This is a genomic window from Sinorhizobium sp. BJ1 (assembly GCF_002531555.1).
GTDB lineage: Bacteria > Pseudomonadota > Alphaproteobacteria > Rhizobiales > Rhizobiaceae > Sinorhizobium > Sinorhizobium fredii_B.
Genome location: NZ_NWTH01000031.1, coordinates 1 through 13,752 on the forward strand (window position 1 = coordinate 1; position 13,752 = coordinate 13,752).

The 13,752-nt window shown below is 57.2% G+C and carries 15 protein-coding genes and 1 pseudogene; 8 read left to right on the forward strand and 8 right to left on the reverse strand.

The window, feature by feature from the left end; translation table 11 throughout:
• Positions 1 to 489: nucleoside monophosphate kinase (locus CO676_RS27685; RefSeq protein ID WP_280952057.1), on the reverse strand; the 489-nt coding region annotated here is incomplete at its 3' end.
• Between CO676_RS27685 and CO676_RS27690 the strand changes: the two are divergent.
• Positions 483 to 760 (forward strand): annotated as a pseudogene (locus CO676_RS27690) (HU family DNA-binding protein). The gene CO676_RS27685 and the pseudogene CO676_RS27690 sit on opposite strands and share 7 nt — an antisense overlap.
• A 53-nt stretch (positions 761 to 813) precedes the next feature.
• Here CO676_RS27690 and CO676_RS27695 read toward each other — a convergent pair.
• Positions 814 to 1,017 carry a cold-shock protein gene (locus CO676_RS27695; RefSeq protein ID WP_046117978.1) on the reverse strand — a complete coding sequence of 68 codons (204 nt, stop codon included), beginning with the start codon at positions 1,015 to 1,017 and terminating at the stop codon, positions 814 to 816.
• 243 nt (positions 1,018 to 1,260) lie between these two features.
• On the opposite strand from CO676_RS27695, the gene CO676_RS35495 reads away from it, so the two are divergent.
• The 6 genes from CO676_RS35495 (at position 1,261) to CO676_RS27720 (ending at position 4,340) form a co-directional block, all read left to right on the forward strand.
• Positions 1,261 to 1,434 carry a hypothetical protein gene (locus tag CO676_RS35495; RefSeq protein ID WP_179875672.1) on the forward strand — a complete coding sequence of 58 codons (174 nt, stop codon included), beginning with the start codon at positions 1,261 to 1,263 and terminating at the stop codon, positions 1,432 to 1,434.
• A complete protein-coding gene (locus tag CO676_RS27705) occupies positions 1,435 to 1,725 on the forward strand; it encodes a hypothetical protein (protein ID WP_046117918.1) in 291 nt (96 codons plus the stop codon). It begins immediately after the preceding gene.
• 2 nt (positions 1,726 to 1,727) lie between these two features.
• Entirely contained in the window at positions 1,728 to 1,889 is a 162-nt protein-coding gene (locus tag CO676_RS36360; protein ID WP_234706638.1) for a hypothetical protein, read from the forward strand.
• Positions 1,886 to 2,449, forward strand: a complete 564-nt coding sequence (locus tag CO676_RS27710) for an ATP-binding protein (protein ID WP_280952060.1) — start codon at positions 1,886 to 1,888, stop codon at positions 2,447 to 2,449. Before CO676_RS36360 ends, CO676_RS27710 begins: the two co-directional genes overlap by 4 nt.
• Positions 2,450 to 2,451: 2 nt before the next feature.
• A complete protein-coding gene (locus CO676_RS27715; RefSeq protein ID WP_097523445.1) occupies positions 2,452 to 2,898 on the forward strand; it encodes a hypothetical protein in 447 nt (148 codons plus the stop codon).
• Positions 2,899 to 3,512: 614 nt separating this feature from the next.
• On the forward strand, positions 3,513 to 4,340 hold the full coding sequence (locus CO676_RS27720; protein ID WP_144340208.1) for a hypothetical protein: 828 nt from the start codon (positions 3,513 to 3,515) through the stop codon (positions 4,338 to 4,340).
• Between the two features lie 1,122 nt (positions 4,341 to 5,462).
• Here the strand turns inward: CO676_RS27720 and CO676_RS27730 are convergent.
• The 6 genes from CO676_RS27730 to CO676_RS27760 form a co-directional block, all read right to left on the reverse strand.
• Complete coding sequence (locus CO676_RS27730; RefSeq protein WP_046117915.1) at positions 5,463 to 5,894, reverse strand: MucR family transcriptional regulator; 432 nt, start codon at positions 5,892 to 5,894, stop codon at positions 5,463 to 5,465.
• 538 nt (positions 5,895 to 6,432) lie between these two features.
• Positions 6,433 to 7,023: a hypothetical protein gene (locus tag CO676_RS27735; protein ID WP_046117914.1), complete on the reverse strand. Its 591-nt coding sequence runs from the start codon at positions 7,021 to 7,023 to the stop codon at positions 6,433 to 6,435.
• A gap of 179 nt (positions 7,024 to 7,202) precedes the next feature.
• Positions 7,203 to 7,649, reverse strand: a complete 447-nt coding sequence (locus tag CO676_RS27740; protein ID WP_046117913.1) for a transposase — start codon at positions 7,647 to 7,649, stop codon at positions 7,203 to 7,205.
• 257 nt (positions 7,650 to 7,906) lie between these two features.
• A complete protein-coding gene (locus CO676_RS27745) occupies positions 7,907 to 8,317 on the reverse strand; it encodes a helix-turn-helix transcriptional regulator (protein ID WP_245424499.1) in 411 nt (136 codons plus the stop codon).
• An 892-nt stretch (positions 8,318 to 9,209) separates the two neighbouring features.
• Complete coding sequence (locus CO676_RS27750; protein WP_097523447.1) at positions 9,210 to 10,148, reverse strand: LysR family transcriptional regulator; 939 nt, start codon at positions 10,146 to 10,148, stop codon at positions 9,210 to 9,212.
• Positions 10,149 to 10,693: 545 nt separating this feature from the next.
• Positions 10,694 to 12,166 (reverse strand): mannose-1-phosphate guanylyltransferase/mannose-6-phosphate isomerase, encoded by a 1,473-nt coding sequence (locus tag CO676_RS27760; protein ID WP_179875673.1) that lies wholly within the window; start codon positions 12,164 to 12,166, stop codon positions 10,694 to 10,696.
• A 143-nt stretch (positions 12,167 to 12,309) separates the two neighbouring features.
• Between CO676_RS27760 and CO676_RS27765 the strand changes: the two genes are divergently transcribed.
• Positions 12,310 to 13,725, forward strand: a complete 1,416-nt coding sequence (locus CO676_RS27765) for a phosphomannomutase (protein ID WP_097523449.1) — start codon at positions 12,310 to 12,312, stop codon at positions 13,723 to 13,725.
• Positions 13,726 to 13,752 lie beyond the last annotated feature (27 nt).

Below are 13,752 nucleotides of genomic sequence, written 5' to 3' on the forward strand. Positions count from 1 at the left end.
CGCCGTCGCACGCGCAAACTCTTCAATTCGTTTCTTCAGGACCTCTGGGCTGTCATCCGTAGGTGGCTGCGCGCCTGCGGAGCGCGTCTGTTCGGCTCTTTTGGCAATTCGCTCATCGAGAAGGCGTATAGGAATGTCGAACAGGATAACGTGATCGAGCGGAACCTGCATGCTCTCGAGCAGCCGTTCTAAAGCACCTGCCTGTGCAATTGTTCGGGGAAATCCGTCCAGAATGAACCCTTGGCCAGGCTCCTTATCGGTTAGCCGCTGCTCCACCAGGCCGACAACTACTTCGTCTGGAACAAGTTTTCCCTCATCGACCGCCATCTTCGCTATCAGGCCAAGCGGGCTCTGGGCTTTGATCGCATCGCGCAGAACATCACCAGTGGAGATGTGCAGGAGATCATAATCCCGCACGAGTCGCCTACGATGACAAGGACGCCCCTGCCTGCCAAGCTCTCGGGCGTCAACAAGAGGAAACCATGACAACCACGAACGAAATGCCGAGAACATCGCGGCCGCCCACGGGCTGACCAAGGTCCAAGGAAAGGCCCTCGTTGAGGCTGTCTTTGCGGCAACCACCGCGGCGGCAGTCTCCGGAAGCGAGACTTCGATCCCGGGCTTCGGGAAGTTCAAAGTGAAGGACACGCCCGAACGAGAGGCGCGAAATCCGGCAACGGGGCAGACAATAAAGGTCGCGGCGGCGAAGAAACTCACCTTTGCGCCGGCCAAGGCGCTCAAGGACACGCTCAACCCATAGCTAGAGTATGAGGCCCGGGGTCGGGGCCGGGCCTCATACTCAGAATTTAGCCGTCAGAACGGCCTAACGTTTTCAGCCTTCGATTTGCCCGTCTTGCGATCTTGGCCAAGATCGTAAGAGACCGATTGGCCCTCTCTCAGGACATCCCCGTATTGCAGCGCAGAAACATGGACGAACACGTCAGTGCCACCGGCATCAGGCGTAATAAAGCCGTAGCCTTTGTCCGCGTTGAAAAACTTCACCTTGCCCGTCGCCATGTTCACCCTCGCCTGTGCGCCACGTTGTGCCGGCAACCTATTTTCCGCGGAATGCTAAATCAAGCCAGGAGTGCTGCAATTTCCGCGCCGCTGTGCAACCAAATTGCTCTGCAGCACATCCGCCGTCACCGTCGCGACCCGGAAGTCTTGGTCCGCGTCGATCGGCAGAACCTCGGATCAGTATCCGTCTGGGACGGGGAAGGCTGGGTGTCTGTCCCCGCGGTCCACGAGGAGTTCCAAGGCATGAGCTATTGGGCGTGGTCGGCCGCGTGCAGCGAGTTGCGCAAGAAGAACCTCAAGGAGGCGGTACTTTCCCGTGCCACTCTGCGCAAGGCTAAGGCGGACATGGCCGCCCATGGGGAAATGATGAAAATCGAAGCCGGCTTTTCCAATGAGGCCCTGACCGAGGACGTCTAGTTGGCTTGGGAAAAGAAGATCGACTTCCCCATCCAGATCACCAACGAGACAAGCTCCCTGCCCGAGGACTTCGTGCAGGAAATGGTGCTGTCCGAAGAATTCTACGAGGCGATCGGCATTACTGGGCTGCCCACGGCCAAAGACCCGAGCAAGGAGAAGAAGTCCGCGGAAAAAGAGGAAGCGGACGGCTGGCGCGATCCGCGCGAGCTTGCCGGAAGCAACAAGTCGGATCCGGCCGCCGATCAGAGCGGTTTCGCGCTCGACAACTCGTATGACAGCACGGGAGAATGATGATGGATTGGTCAGCAAATTACGCCGCGGCTATCGCGCAACTGCGTTCCACGTTGTCTCCCGAGGAACTCGATATGACGGACCGCGTGCACAAGTTCCACATTCCCTACATCGGCCTCGGGAGAGATCCAACGCTGGCGCTCGGCTTGAAACGCTGGTTCTGAACAGCGCCGGGCAGCGCGCTGGTGGACGCAACCACCCCAATAAGAGACGCATTCTTGCGGTCTGCGGTGATTCGGGCTCAGGGAAAACCCGTGGCCTGTTGGAGAATACGGGAAAAATTCCTGCCATGCAGCCGTACGAGTTCCAAGGAAACACGATCTCGCCACTTCTGGCATTCGAAGCTCCTTCCCCCTGCACGCCTAAACTGCTTGCCCTGGAAGGACTCAAGGCATTGGGCGTCGGTGTACGACCGAACATCAGGGAAAACGAGGCCTGGGACGCCTTTCGCAATGAGCTCAAAGGACACATGGTCCTCTTCGTGCTACTCGATGAGGCACAGCATGCAGTCAACATTGCGAACCGTATCGAAGCCCAAAAGATCGCCGATGCATTCAAGAACCTGGTGCAGATGCCTGACTGGCCAGTCCGGCTCATCCTCGCAGGGGTGCCGCCGCTCGACGAATTCCTGTACAGATGTTCAACCGGAGGACCCTTATCAGGTTCGAGAAACTCCATTGTAAAGGTGGACTCAAGAGCATCTAAGAAGTCCTTGGAAAAGTAATCGTGGAGCATGCGGGGCTCCAGTCGGGCTCGGACCTCGACGATGATTTCGCCGGCCGCCTTGGACATGCTAGCGACGGCGACTTTGGCTCCATCATCCAGATGATCCGGGATGCCGCGGAAATCGTGATGACCGAAGGTCGCTCGATCGTGGAGAAGTCCGACTTCGCTGCGCCATACGACGCGTTCACAGGGTGTACGCCGGGGAACAATATCTTCAACTTCGACAGTGACGGGTGGGCCAACCTCAGGCCTCTCCAAGCGTATGCCCGACCAGAGGACCATGACTGGCGCAGTTCGTTCGGTGAAACCGCAAAACGAAGATCCAAAAGAAAGACCGTCGCGCTCGGAGACCGCCCTCACGTTGCCGCGACGCCAGGACGAGTCCCTGGCGAGCCACTCATCGCGCGTCGCTGCGTTGCATGGTCATCCGAACGCAGCAGGCTTTGACCGCCTGTTGGGTTTCAGCTTCCGCAACCTGGCAACGGGAGTGGCCCCGGATGTCCAAAAAGCGGTCACCGTTCTCGGCGACACGCCTGAGAGTATCGAAGCTTCCGTCACCCGGTACCAAGAGAAGCGCATCAGCGTGCGTGGGCATCTCTTCACTCGCGCTTTGCGTGTCCAGGGCAGAGGCGATTCTGTCCATCATGCGTCATGGAAGACGAGCTGCAGGGAACCGGGCGGCCTGGTCTCCGTGCCTACGGTAGGTTGATTTGGATCCCGCGCTTCGCCCAACTGTGTCCGGTGCACGAAACGACGCTCGTCGATTTCGAACCAATGGCGACTAGGCCCGGATTTCGCGCTCCGCCTCCGGTCTTCCCGAACGGCATTATCCGAGTATCAGAAAAGAAGCACACCGGTACTGCACACGGATTTCCAGCGCTTCGTGATTGCCAGGCTTGAAGGAACGGCGCCAGCTCTTTGGTTCGACAAGCTGCCATTGCAGGCCTTGGGCCACTTGGCGACCATTGTCGGTATCTCGCAAGAGGCGAGACTGCAGTGTCCCCGCGCATGGAGGACCAAGTACTTCGCGACTGCGCGCCCGACGGATTTGCGATTCTGTCATGTGGCGAGAACGCCTTTCGCGACTTCCTTGCCTCCATAATCGCCCGCAACTACGTACCAAGGAGAAAATTGTCGCCCTTGCCATCTATCGGGAACTGGCAACAGAATTGTTGTTCCACCAAGATATGCCCGGTTATCGGGACATACTCGGTATCATGCGAAGCGTCGCGTACGAACTGCTGCCCCTGGGACCGAACGACTGCTTCCTCGAACCCGTCGAACGGCGCAACCTTCACTCAATCAACACTGCCTCCAGGGAATTCGAGATACCCTTCACGGTTCTTTGGTCGGCCCTCGAAGAGAACGGAATGATACCGAAGGGTCTTCACCGGTCGACTGCAGCCAGAATGACATTCGAAGCCAAGTCGATTGCTGACGTCGCGAGCGCTCTGCTCGAAAGCGGGTTTGCCAACTCGGATGCGCAGAAACGCTTTGCCCTGTCAGCACGATTGGCACGGGAAGTCGATACAGCCAATTTTGTGCCTGCCGAATGGCTGAGCATGTCGCAGGCAACCATGAAGTTCAGCACCCTCAATGAGAGCCTGACGGCTGCCTTGGCTGACGATGGGCATCTGACAGAGATCGAAGCTCCTACTCAGGCGTCACCGATACGAATACGAAAAGCCGACATAGAGGAGTTCTGCCGAAAATACGTGCTTGAGCCGTCATTCCATAAGTGGGTTTTCCGAAACACCAGCTTGGAACCAAATGGCTGGCTCAGCTCTGTGGGTATTACTCCAGCGATACCTGAACATCGAGTGGGAACGAACATATACTCCATGGACTCTTACACGAAAGCATCCGTCGCCAGGTCGGCGAGGTCCTGAAAAAAGCAAGCCGGGGATGCCCGGCTTGCTTTTTTGGTCATTTTCCGTGGGAAACTTGGGGGTTCCTTTTGGGAATCGAAGTTTACTCTTGGACTTTTCCGGTCCAATCATATCAATAGGTTGCGGAGTGGGTTGGGCAACTTCAGCTTACTTTTCACAATTTGCCGTCCCGATACTACCCCGACGACATGCAAGAGAGCCCAGCGTCGATCTTTTCGATCTCAGCCGTCTTCGGCGGCACCACCTGGTGACCTTGCCTGTCAAGCGTGTCGAGCGTGCGCCCATAATCGGCGCTGGCGAACACAACGCCGTTGACCCGCAGAACGTCGCAGCCGGCTCTTCGCCTTCCAGCACGACGATCTTGCGGAAACCCTCGAATTGGCAAGTGCTGCCGTCGCGATCACGGTCTCATCGTCGAGCAGCGTAGATGCTGTCTTGAAGTGCAGAACACCCTTCGGGATTTCGGCGATCCGGGCCTTTCGCGATGCAGGAGACGAGAGATTGGCGCCAAGATTGAGGTGGTTCGGCCCCACCACGGCGCCATTGCAATAAGCGGCGTTTGTCGGCATCAGTCGGGGGCATGAACGCGACGGTCACCGCCCTGGAGCCACACCGTGGCAGCGAATACGGCGGGCGACCATCGACAGGGAAAGTCGCGGCCACGGGTGGCCACCAGCGTCAGCATGTCGAGATTGTAGCTACAGCTGCATCGCCGAACGGACTTCCCTCCCTCGCGGTTAGAGTGGATCTCTGGAAGCAATGGCTGGCCCCCAAATCTTCCAAATCCGTGGAACTCGTATGCGGCTGTCATCGTTCACTGTTCGTTCCTACACTATGTGGCGGCCTTGGTCGAGACAAACGGTGAAGCTTTCAGCTTGGGATGGCAGCTAAAAGCGCGTTGCGCGTATGGCATATCCAGCAACAGACAGCCCCCGGCCGCCTCAAAAAACACGGAGCAAGGGAATACAGCGAAGCCGCACAGAGCATCCACGCAACTAAAGCGTAGCGCGTAGCTGATCGCCAGCAGGCGCGAATCGACGTTTTTGCGGCCGCAGGTCCGCAGCACGAGCTCTCTGCAGTCCGCGTCTTAGTATTCACCGGCAACAGCGATCAATAACGCGTTTACTTGCCGCGGCGCTTGCGCCTCTGGCCGAGACCCATCTCCTTGGCCAGACGCGAGCGGGCTTCCGCATAAGCGGGCGCGACCATCGGGTAGTCCGCGGGCAGGTCCCACTTCTCCCGATATCCTTCTGGCGACAGATTGTGGTGGGTCATCAGGTGGCGCTTCAGCGACTTGAAGGTGCCGCCGCATTCGAGGCAGGTGATCTGATTGTCCTGCACCGACTTGCGGACCGAAACCGCCGGCTTCGGCTTCTCAACAGGAGCAACCACCGGCGTAGGAGCGGTGGTATTGTTAAGCGCCGAATGAACGTCGGCGACAAGCATTGGAAGTTCGGCAACCGGTACCACGTGGTTGCTGACATAGGCGGCTACAATTTCCGTAGTCAGCTCTACCAGGAGTTCGTTGCTCGCACCGAGCGTGGTTTCTATCATCTTCTTCTCCTATCGGAACTCAGCAACATTATCCCGAAACGATGTTTTCAGGAGGAAACATCCTAGAAAATGCCGTCGAACGTACCTCTTGGGACTGGACGGACATCGCGGCGGAGCCAGACTCTACCGCAACATCAAGCACCCGAGTCGTGATGCAAACCGTCACCGGGTGACGAGCTGGGCGGCGCCCCAAAGCAACAAGGGAAGAATCACGACCTAAGCTGGAATTTCAGTTCAAAGCAATTATCACGACGAAGCTTTTCATTCAGTGGATTAACACTGATCCAGGAAATGTCAAAACATTATTTTCATCTCGGGCCAGAAAATCTACTCAAGAAGACCTAATTCTATCGTAGATTCAGATGTAGAAAACTATAGTGTCGAATTCGTAGGATGCTATCTGTCGATACATGGGAGAAATGTCTGGAGCTCTGTTCAGCTTGAGGTGCACTCAAAGGCCATTAACGCTGCTGCAGGGCGAGGCCACCCCCGTGTCGGCTCCCACCAGTTTGCCTGCCGGTCAAAAGATGTGACATCGTCAATTGACATTGAACCGATCAAGCATCTTCTTGAGCTGCAAGTTTTGGGCAAGGATCCGTTCAGCGAGCAGCCTTTTGAGTCGCTTGTTTTCGGCTTCAAGAGTGGCCAGTTCATCGCGAGAAATCGCGCTCTCTACATTCTCGGCTCGCTCTTTGCTATTCTCATGCACGTCCAACGACAACCGCTCGGGGAGCTTTCGCGAAATACGCTGTTTCGAGCTTGTTCGGGTGTGGGAGACCGGTGGCGTCTCCTGCAATTGCTCAGCAGCGTCGACTGCCGAATGACTGGAATTATGCAGCCTCGACAACGCAACCTCGGAACTTTCGGCGGGTTTCACGGCTGCTCGCCCAAGCTCGACATTCTCTTTGTTTGCAATGAGAAACTCTGCATTCGGGCTGGCCTGCGGACCGTAACCTGCATTAGGAGATACGGTCTCCTCCGTTAAGTTGAACAAATGCGGCGCCATCTCTTCCACTTCGCGGGTCAAAGCCTTGAGGTCCGTGTTGCCCCAGACTGAATTCGTTCGCTCCTTTGGTCGCCGCCGTGCCGGCTTGAATTCAACAATAAACCTCCGTGGTGGTGTTTTCATATGTATCTCGCAAACAATCCACTACTAGTCGGCGCCGTAACGCGCCACGACTTCCTTTATCCTTCGGTCAAATACCGCCCTTTCAGACACGATTCAAGTGGCCGAAAGCGTAGGCACGCCGTCCCTTTCGCAAGCCGGCAGGGCGCCTAATGCACGGCCTGTAGAGTCCCCCTCTTCAGCTAATCCAGCCCAAGTCTCTTGCGCAGTTCGGCATTTTCCCCACGGAGTTTTTCTGACAAAAGCTTGCGAAGCCTCAGGTTTTCCTTTTCGAGCTGAATGAGATCAGCAAGCTCATCGCCGGCCACCACAGACATTTCAGCCTTTCGATCGGCAGGCTTAGCAGATTTCTTCCACACGTAGTAGGTTTGCTCCGAAATGCCGGCGCTCTTGATCGCGTCCTTTAGCGTGCTATTGCCTTGAGCCACTTCGGTCTCGATCAAATTGAGCTTTTCAGTCCTTTCTGTCTCGCTATATCTCTTAGGCTTAGCAGTCGTCTTTGATACCGCAACTTGTCCGGCAGCCGTTCTTTGACGCCGCGAAGAACTCTTCTTTTTGCCAGCTGGTGCTTTCGTTTCGGCAACCGCCTCAGCCGCGGCAACTGGTCCTGTGTTACTCTCGTCAGCCACTGTGATTTCCTCCCTTAGCCATTTGTATGATTTGAACTCAATGAGCTACAGAGTCAATGCAAGCGTCCAATGGCGATATCACTTATGGTTGATTTCCTCCAATGAGGACGTAGCCGCGTTCGACTCAGACAAGGGCGAATTCCTGCATTACCAGTCGTGTTCGCCGAGAGACGTGGGCAGGTTTACGATTCGACAGCGCACGTTGAGATCGCCGGCGCGAGAGAACCCCCGGGCGAGCTCGACCCCCTGCAGCGAACTCAATCACTTCGGGCGGGATATAGGCCTGATTCGGGGCGCGTCCTGCGCAATCGACTGAGTGTCGTCAGGTATGTCCTCAAGAAAATCGAAGGACGCACTTCCAGTGGCTTGGATATCTGCTCAAGTCGGCCCGCACCCACGCGGTTCGAGCCCTGCTGAAACGTCACCCCGATGGCTTCTCCGAGGGCCGCTTGCGACATATTCTGCCATACACGCCTGTGGCGAATTCGATGGCCGACGTGAATAGCCACGGCATCCGCTTTGCCTCTTTTCTTCTTAGGGTTAATACCCAACACATTATCTCCTAGAGAAGTATCTTTCATCGAATGGCTATTGGGAACCGCAATCGAATACGACCTTCGTTGAGGCACGCGTTTGATACAGCTCAACTCTGAAGTCAGCAACTTCAATTGAGGCATCTCCGTGTCCGCAGCCTCAGACACCCCTGACGTGGCGAGGCAACGTACAGGCGTCCTCTGTCAGTTTTGGTTCAACTCCGTTCGAACTGCGGTCCCTTGGCAACCCCAGGCGCGTTCGGCGGCAGCGAAAATTAGAGCCAAGCTCCTGCAAGGTACGGAACTTTGGCGACGAGCCGATGTCGTAATGGGCCGGCACTCCTCTGGCGTTCTTGCCGGTGGCTGCCCTCAGGGTGACGGTGTTGAAACGGGGTTCGATTGTATCGGGCTCCCAAGCATCAAGCGAGGGACAAACCATTGACCAGCAATGCTTGAATTGGATGAGTCGCTGGAACAGAGCAGCGTTTGCGTCGCCGATTCGTCAGTCAAGTTCGTGCGCGACAAAAGTGGGGAGCGAGCCAAAGGCGTTGTTGCAGCATTCCACCGAATTGGGCTGCCAGGGGGAGGATCAGCCTTCAGTCGGGTCCCCCATCTCAGTGGTTCGCGGGGCCCGGCCGAGGCTGGCCTTGAGGTGGTGTTGCGAGCAACGCGGCATGTGAAGGCAGCGCTGTCGGCGATGACCGTGAAAAATACTGACCGCAAGGACGCGCGCGGGATCGCTAGTTGCTGCGCATGGGGCGGACGCTCAGGCGTGTGAGCCCCCTCTGGTCGGCCGCAAGCTGTTTCAGGCCAAACTGCTCGACGTTGAGCCTAGCATCCGATCATGCGGTTACGGGCCCAATGTCGGCGACGCGAGCCCGTGGGCGTTTCGAGGCACGCAATTCGCACTTGAGACGGTGATCGGGGCGATGCTACAAGCACATGCCACACTTACAAAGAGTTTACCCGGATGCATCGCGCGATGCTGAAGTTGGCCCGCACCGATCCCGTCTGCCGACGGCCGATGTCAGGAATGCTGAGAAGTTTCGGACGGAAGATCAATGCGACACGCCTCCTGTAGAAGTAGCTCGCGCATCCAGAGACTGGCCGGATCACTGTTGTGAAGCGCGGGCCACTGGACAGCCTCGGTGAACGCGGGAAAAATGGGCTGCGGAAGTTCGGTGATCCGCAGGGGCATCATTTTTGCGAAATGCATCGCCAGTCGTAACGGGAGGGTCGCTATGCGGTCAGTGCCCGACAGAAAAGGCGGGATCATGGTAAAACCCGGCACGGCGACTTCGACGCGTCTTCGCAATCCGTGCTCGCGCAATAGCCATTCCTCCACTGAGGGCCTCTGCGTCCGCCCGAATTGGGCCGCAACGTGCCCCATCGATATATAGTTGTCGATGGAGAGCTGCGGCGGTAGCTGCTGGTTTGTTGGGCAGCTCACGCATACGAATCTCTCATCGAACAGCTTCGTTCTGGGGTGCGTGTTCGACATGAACATTTCTGGAAGGATCAGGAAATCGACATCACCGCGCCGGAGAAGATCATCTGGCTCCTCGGAAAACGGCAGCAACTCGAAACTGACGGCGGGTGCTTCCCGCGCGACTCGCACCACAATCCTTTCAAAAAACATTAGCGTCATGAAGTCGGAAAGAATGATCGTGAATCGGCGATCTGACTGAGCTGGGTTGAACGGCTGCGAGGAAATGATGGAGAGGTGAATGTGCAGCAGGGCGTCGCGAACTGCGGGTGCGAGCGCTTCCGCTCGCGGAGTTGGTACAAGTTCGCGACCATTCATGGTGAATAGCTCGTCGCGGAAATAGGTGCGAAGCCGGGTGATGGCTGCGCTCATGGCCGGCTGGCTCAGGTTGATGCTGCGTGCCGCCGCCGTGAGTTTGCGTTCGGCCATCAGCGCGTCGAGCGCAACCAGCAGATTGAGATCAAGGCCCTTAAAACGCATGTTTTGGCGTATCCATATTGCGGATGGGTGTCACTCGAACGATCAATTTTCGAATTGGTTAGAAAACGCTTAATTAAGCTGAAGTCAAGTGCATTTAGGGGAACTCTCCCCGGGGTTCATGCCGTCGCCCGCCCTCTGCGACGCGCCTTCTGAAGAACATGCCTCGCAGCACTACGGCCCAGCGCTCCTGCCATTCCGCCTTTCGACCGAACGGGGTCAAGCCGGAGCGAAGACACCAACGCCCACGGCAACAGCCTTGCCATCAATGATGCAGACCTTCGGCCCCGGCTTTCACCTTTCTCGCGAGCCCGCCGCCAGACGGCAGAGCAAGCAGCGCCGCAAGCGCAAAGCTGATCTGTCGGTGAGCAGCTGGGATGCAGCCGCGAGAACGCTCAAGAAGCCGAACGGCTAACAGCCGGGCGAGTTGCCCGTCGCGGAAGGCCGTCGCGAGGTGCGCGCGCGAAGAAAGCCGGAGTGTTCGGCCCCACCTCGCCGGCGTCCTCGCTCCAGATATCGTAATGTGTGCGTATGTGCCGGATGACGCTTCAGGACCCGCCATCCCGATAGCCCAGTTCGCCTCGAGTACCTAGCAATCCATGTCCCGATTCGTCTACGACACGGATGATGTCGTCCTCGCCCAGGTAGGCACCAGTTTGAATCTCGACCAACTCCAGCATGATCTTGCCCGGGTTCCCCAAGCGATGTATCGCCCCCTCGGGGATGTAGATCGACTGGTTCTCGTGCAGGATCGTTACTCGATCCTCAACTATCACTTCTGCGGTCCCCTTCACGCAGATCCAGTGCTCTGATCGGTGAAAATGCTTGTGGAGAGAGAGCATCTTGCCAGGGCGTACGAACAACCGCCTCACTTGGAAGCGATCGCCGTTAAGGATCGTGGTGTAGCCGCCCCATGGCCGTATCGAAGTTGGGTGCGTTTCCGTAAGGCGTGCCGTATTTTCGTCGTCGGCGAGGTGCTTCACCAAGTTTCCGATCTCATGGGCATCTTCCAGTCGCCCGACGAAGACCGCGTCCTCGCTAGCGACGACGGCAACTCCATTCAAACCCTGTACGGCGAGATGAGCGGTATGCGACAGCACAAGCGAATTCTTCGTGTTGCAGACCGTAACATTACCTTTGACCACGTTGCCATCAGCGTTCTTCTCCTCATTCTTCCACACAGCATCCCAGCTGCCGAGATCTGACCAAGCAAAATCCGAGCAGACCACGGCGGCGTTCGCGGTTTTCTCCATCAGCGCATAGTCGATCGAGATGGATGGCGCTTGGCTGAAACTCTCCGGGGCGAGTCGTACGAAATCGGCGTCGACCGTCGAGTCCTTGAGAGCGGCGTGCGCCGCCGACAACACATCGGGGGCATGTTCCTCAAGTTCCGCGATAATGCTTGCCGCCTGGAAAAGGAACATCCCAGAGTTCCAATAGTAATTGCCGGTCTCCAAAAGAGCCGCCGCCTTTTCGAGATTTGGTTTCTCGACAAAACATTGAACCGCATGGACGTCCTTGGCAAGGTAAGTGCCACGCTCAATATATCCGTAGCCCGTTGCTGGCGAAGTGGGTTGAATACCGAACGTCACGAGCTTGCCCTCCGCTGCGGCTATGCAGGCGGACCGCAGACAACTTTTGTAAGCATCGTCAACCGTAATCGCGTGGTCCGACGGCAGCACAAACAACAGCGCGTCCTCACCAAACCGATCAGCCACGATTCGGGCGGCGACGGCCACTGCGGCTGCCGTGTTGCGCGGCACCGGCTCAAGGACTATGCTAGAAAGTGTGACCCCAAGCTCACGCGCCTGTTCGGCAACTAGGAAGCGGAAATCTTCATTGGTAATGACAAATGGTGCTCCATATACCGTGGCATCCGAAACGCGTTTAAGCGTGGCTTGAAAGAGCGTTTCCTCGCCGATTAGCTTTAGAAACTGTTTTGCGGCAGTTGCGCGTGACAGGGGCCAGAGCCTTGTGCCCCTACCCCCTGCCATGATAGCTGGGATAATCTTTGGAAGCATGGTGTCATTTTTGATTGCGTTTGATGTGAAGCTTCATAACAGTGTGGCGGGAGCGAAGCAATATTAGCGGATGCGAATTCGTTCGACTTGCGCCGGTGGTGTCGATTACCTGCTGAACGCTGCCCGGCAAAAAAGGTCAGTTGATGGGTCCTAAATTTGGCACAAGTGGTCTACGCGGGTTGGCAACAGAACTCGTCGGTAGTGTGTCGGCGCTCTATGCTACAGCCTTTTCGAGGATGCTCCTCGAGAGAGGGCGGGCCGCGCGAGGGGCGACCGTATTGATCGGCCGCGACCTCCGCGCTTCAAGTTCTGAGATCGCTGCTATCTGCATGGCAGCGCTCGACCGGGCGGGAATGGTGCCGGTTGACTGCGGAGGACTGCCGACACCAGCGCTTGCGTTATACGGCCGACAACTCGGTGCAGCATCACTCATGATCACAGGCTCGCATATTCCGGCCGACCGAAACGGCATTAAATTCTATCTGCCTGACGGTGAGATCAACAAGGCAGACGAGCAGGCGATTACGGAGTTGGCGGAGCAGCTTTCAGCCGATGCAGATGCGATCAAGGTTGAGCGCGGCCGCGGCGCCGACCGCTCTTGCGAAGCAACTGACCTGTATATCCAACGTTACGAGACCCTGCTTCCAAAATCGAACCTTCAGGGGCTAAAGATCGGCTTATATCAGCACAGCAGCGTTGCCCGCGATATTTTGACCACGATCTTGGAAGGTCATGGCGCACATGTCGTACCGATAGGCCGATCTGAGGTCTTCATCCCCGTTGACACGGAAGCTATATCGGCGGCGACTCGTGAGAGGCTCGCTGCCTGGGCGAAGGAATACGCCTTTGACGCCATTGTGTCGACCGACGCAGACGCCGATCGGCCCCTGATAGCGGATGAAACGGGCACTCCATTGCGCGGTGATCTGCTTGGTCTTATTTGCGCAAGGCTGCTGGAGGCCAGGCTCATTGCTACGCCTGTAACCAGCAACTCCGGAATCGAGGCGGCGAGCGGCGTCGAGGTGGTGCGTACGCGCGTTGGCTCGCCTTACGTCATTGCCGCCATGACTGAGGCGGTTGCGGTTGGCAAGCAGCGGGTGATGGGTTTCGAGGCCAACGGTGGCGTCATGCTAGGTTCGGACTTCTCGTTCGGAGGTGCGTCGCTTTCCGCCTTGCCGACCCGGGACTGCGTCCTTCCCATCATTGCAACGCTCCACATCGCAGTAGAGGCCAAAACTCCCCTCTCGGCGATCGTCGCAATGCATCGCCTGCCAGTTGCTCTGTCCAGTCGGATCGAGAATTATCCATTCGACAGGAGCGACGCCCTGGTGGCATACTTGAAAGCGTCGAAAGCCAACGTTTCCCATTTATTCGGCCGGATCGGTCGCGTGACGGGTACGGACGACATGGACGGCCTGCGCCTGACGTTTGAGGGCGGCCGTATCCTGCACATCCGTCCTTCAGGGAACGCGCCTGAACTGCGTTGCTACGTCGAGGCAGACGACCGAGATGCCGCCGAACACTTGCTTGCCCAGGGACTGGCGGTTCTTAATAGTTGAATAGGTGTAAGCGTAGGCTTTGGTGAT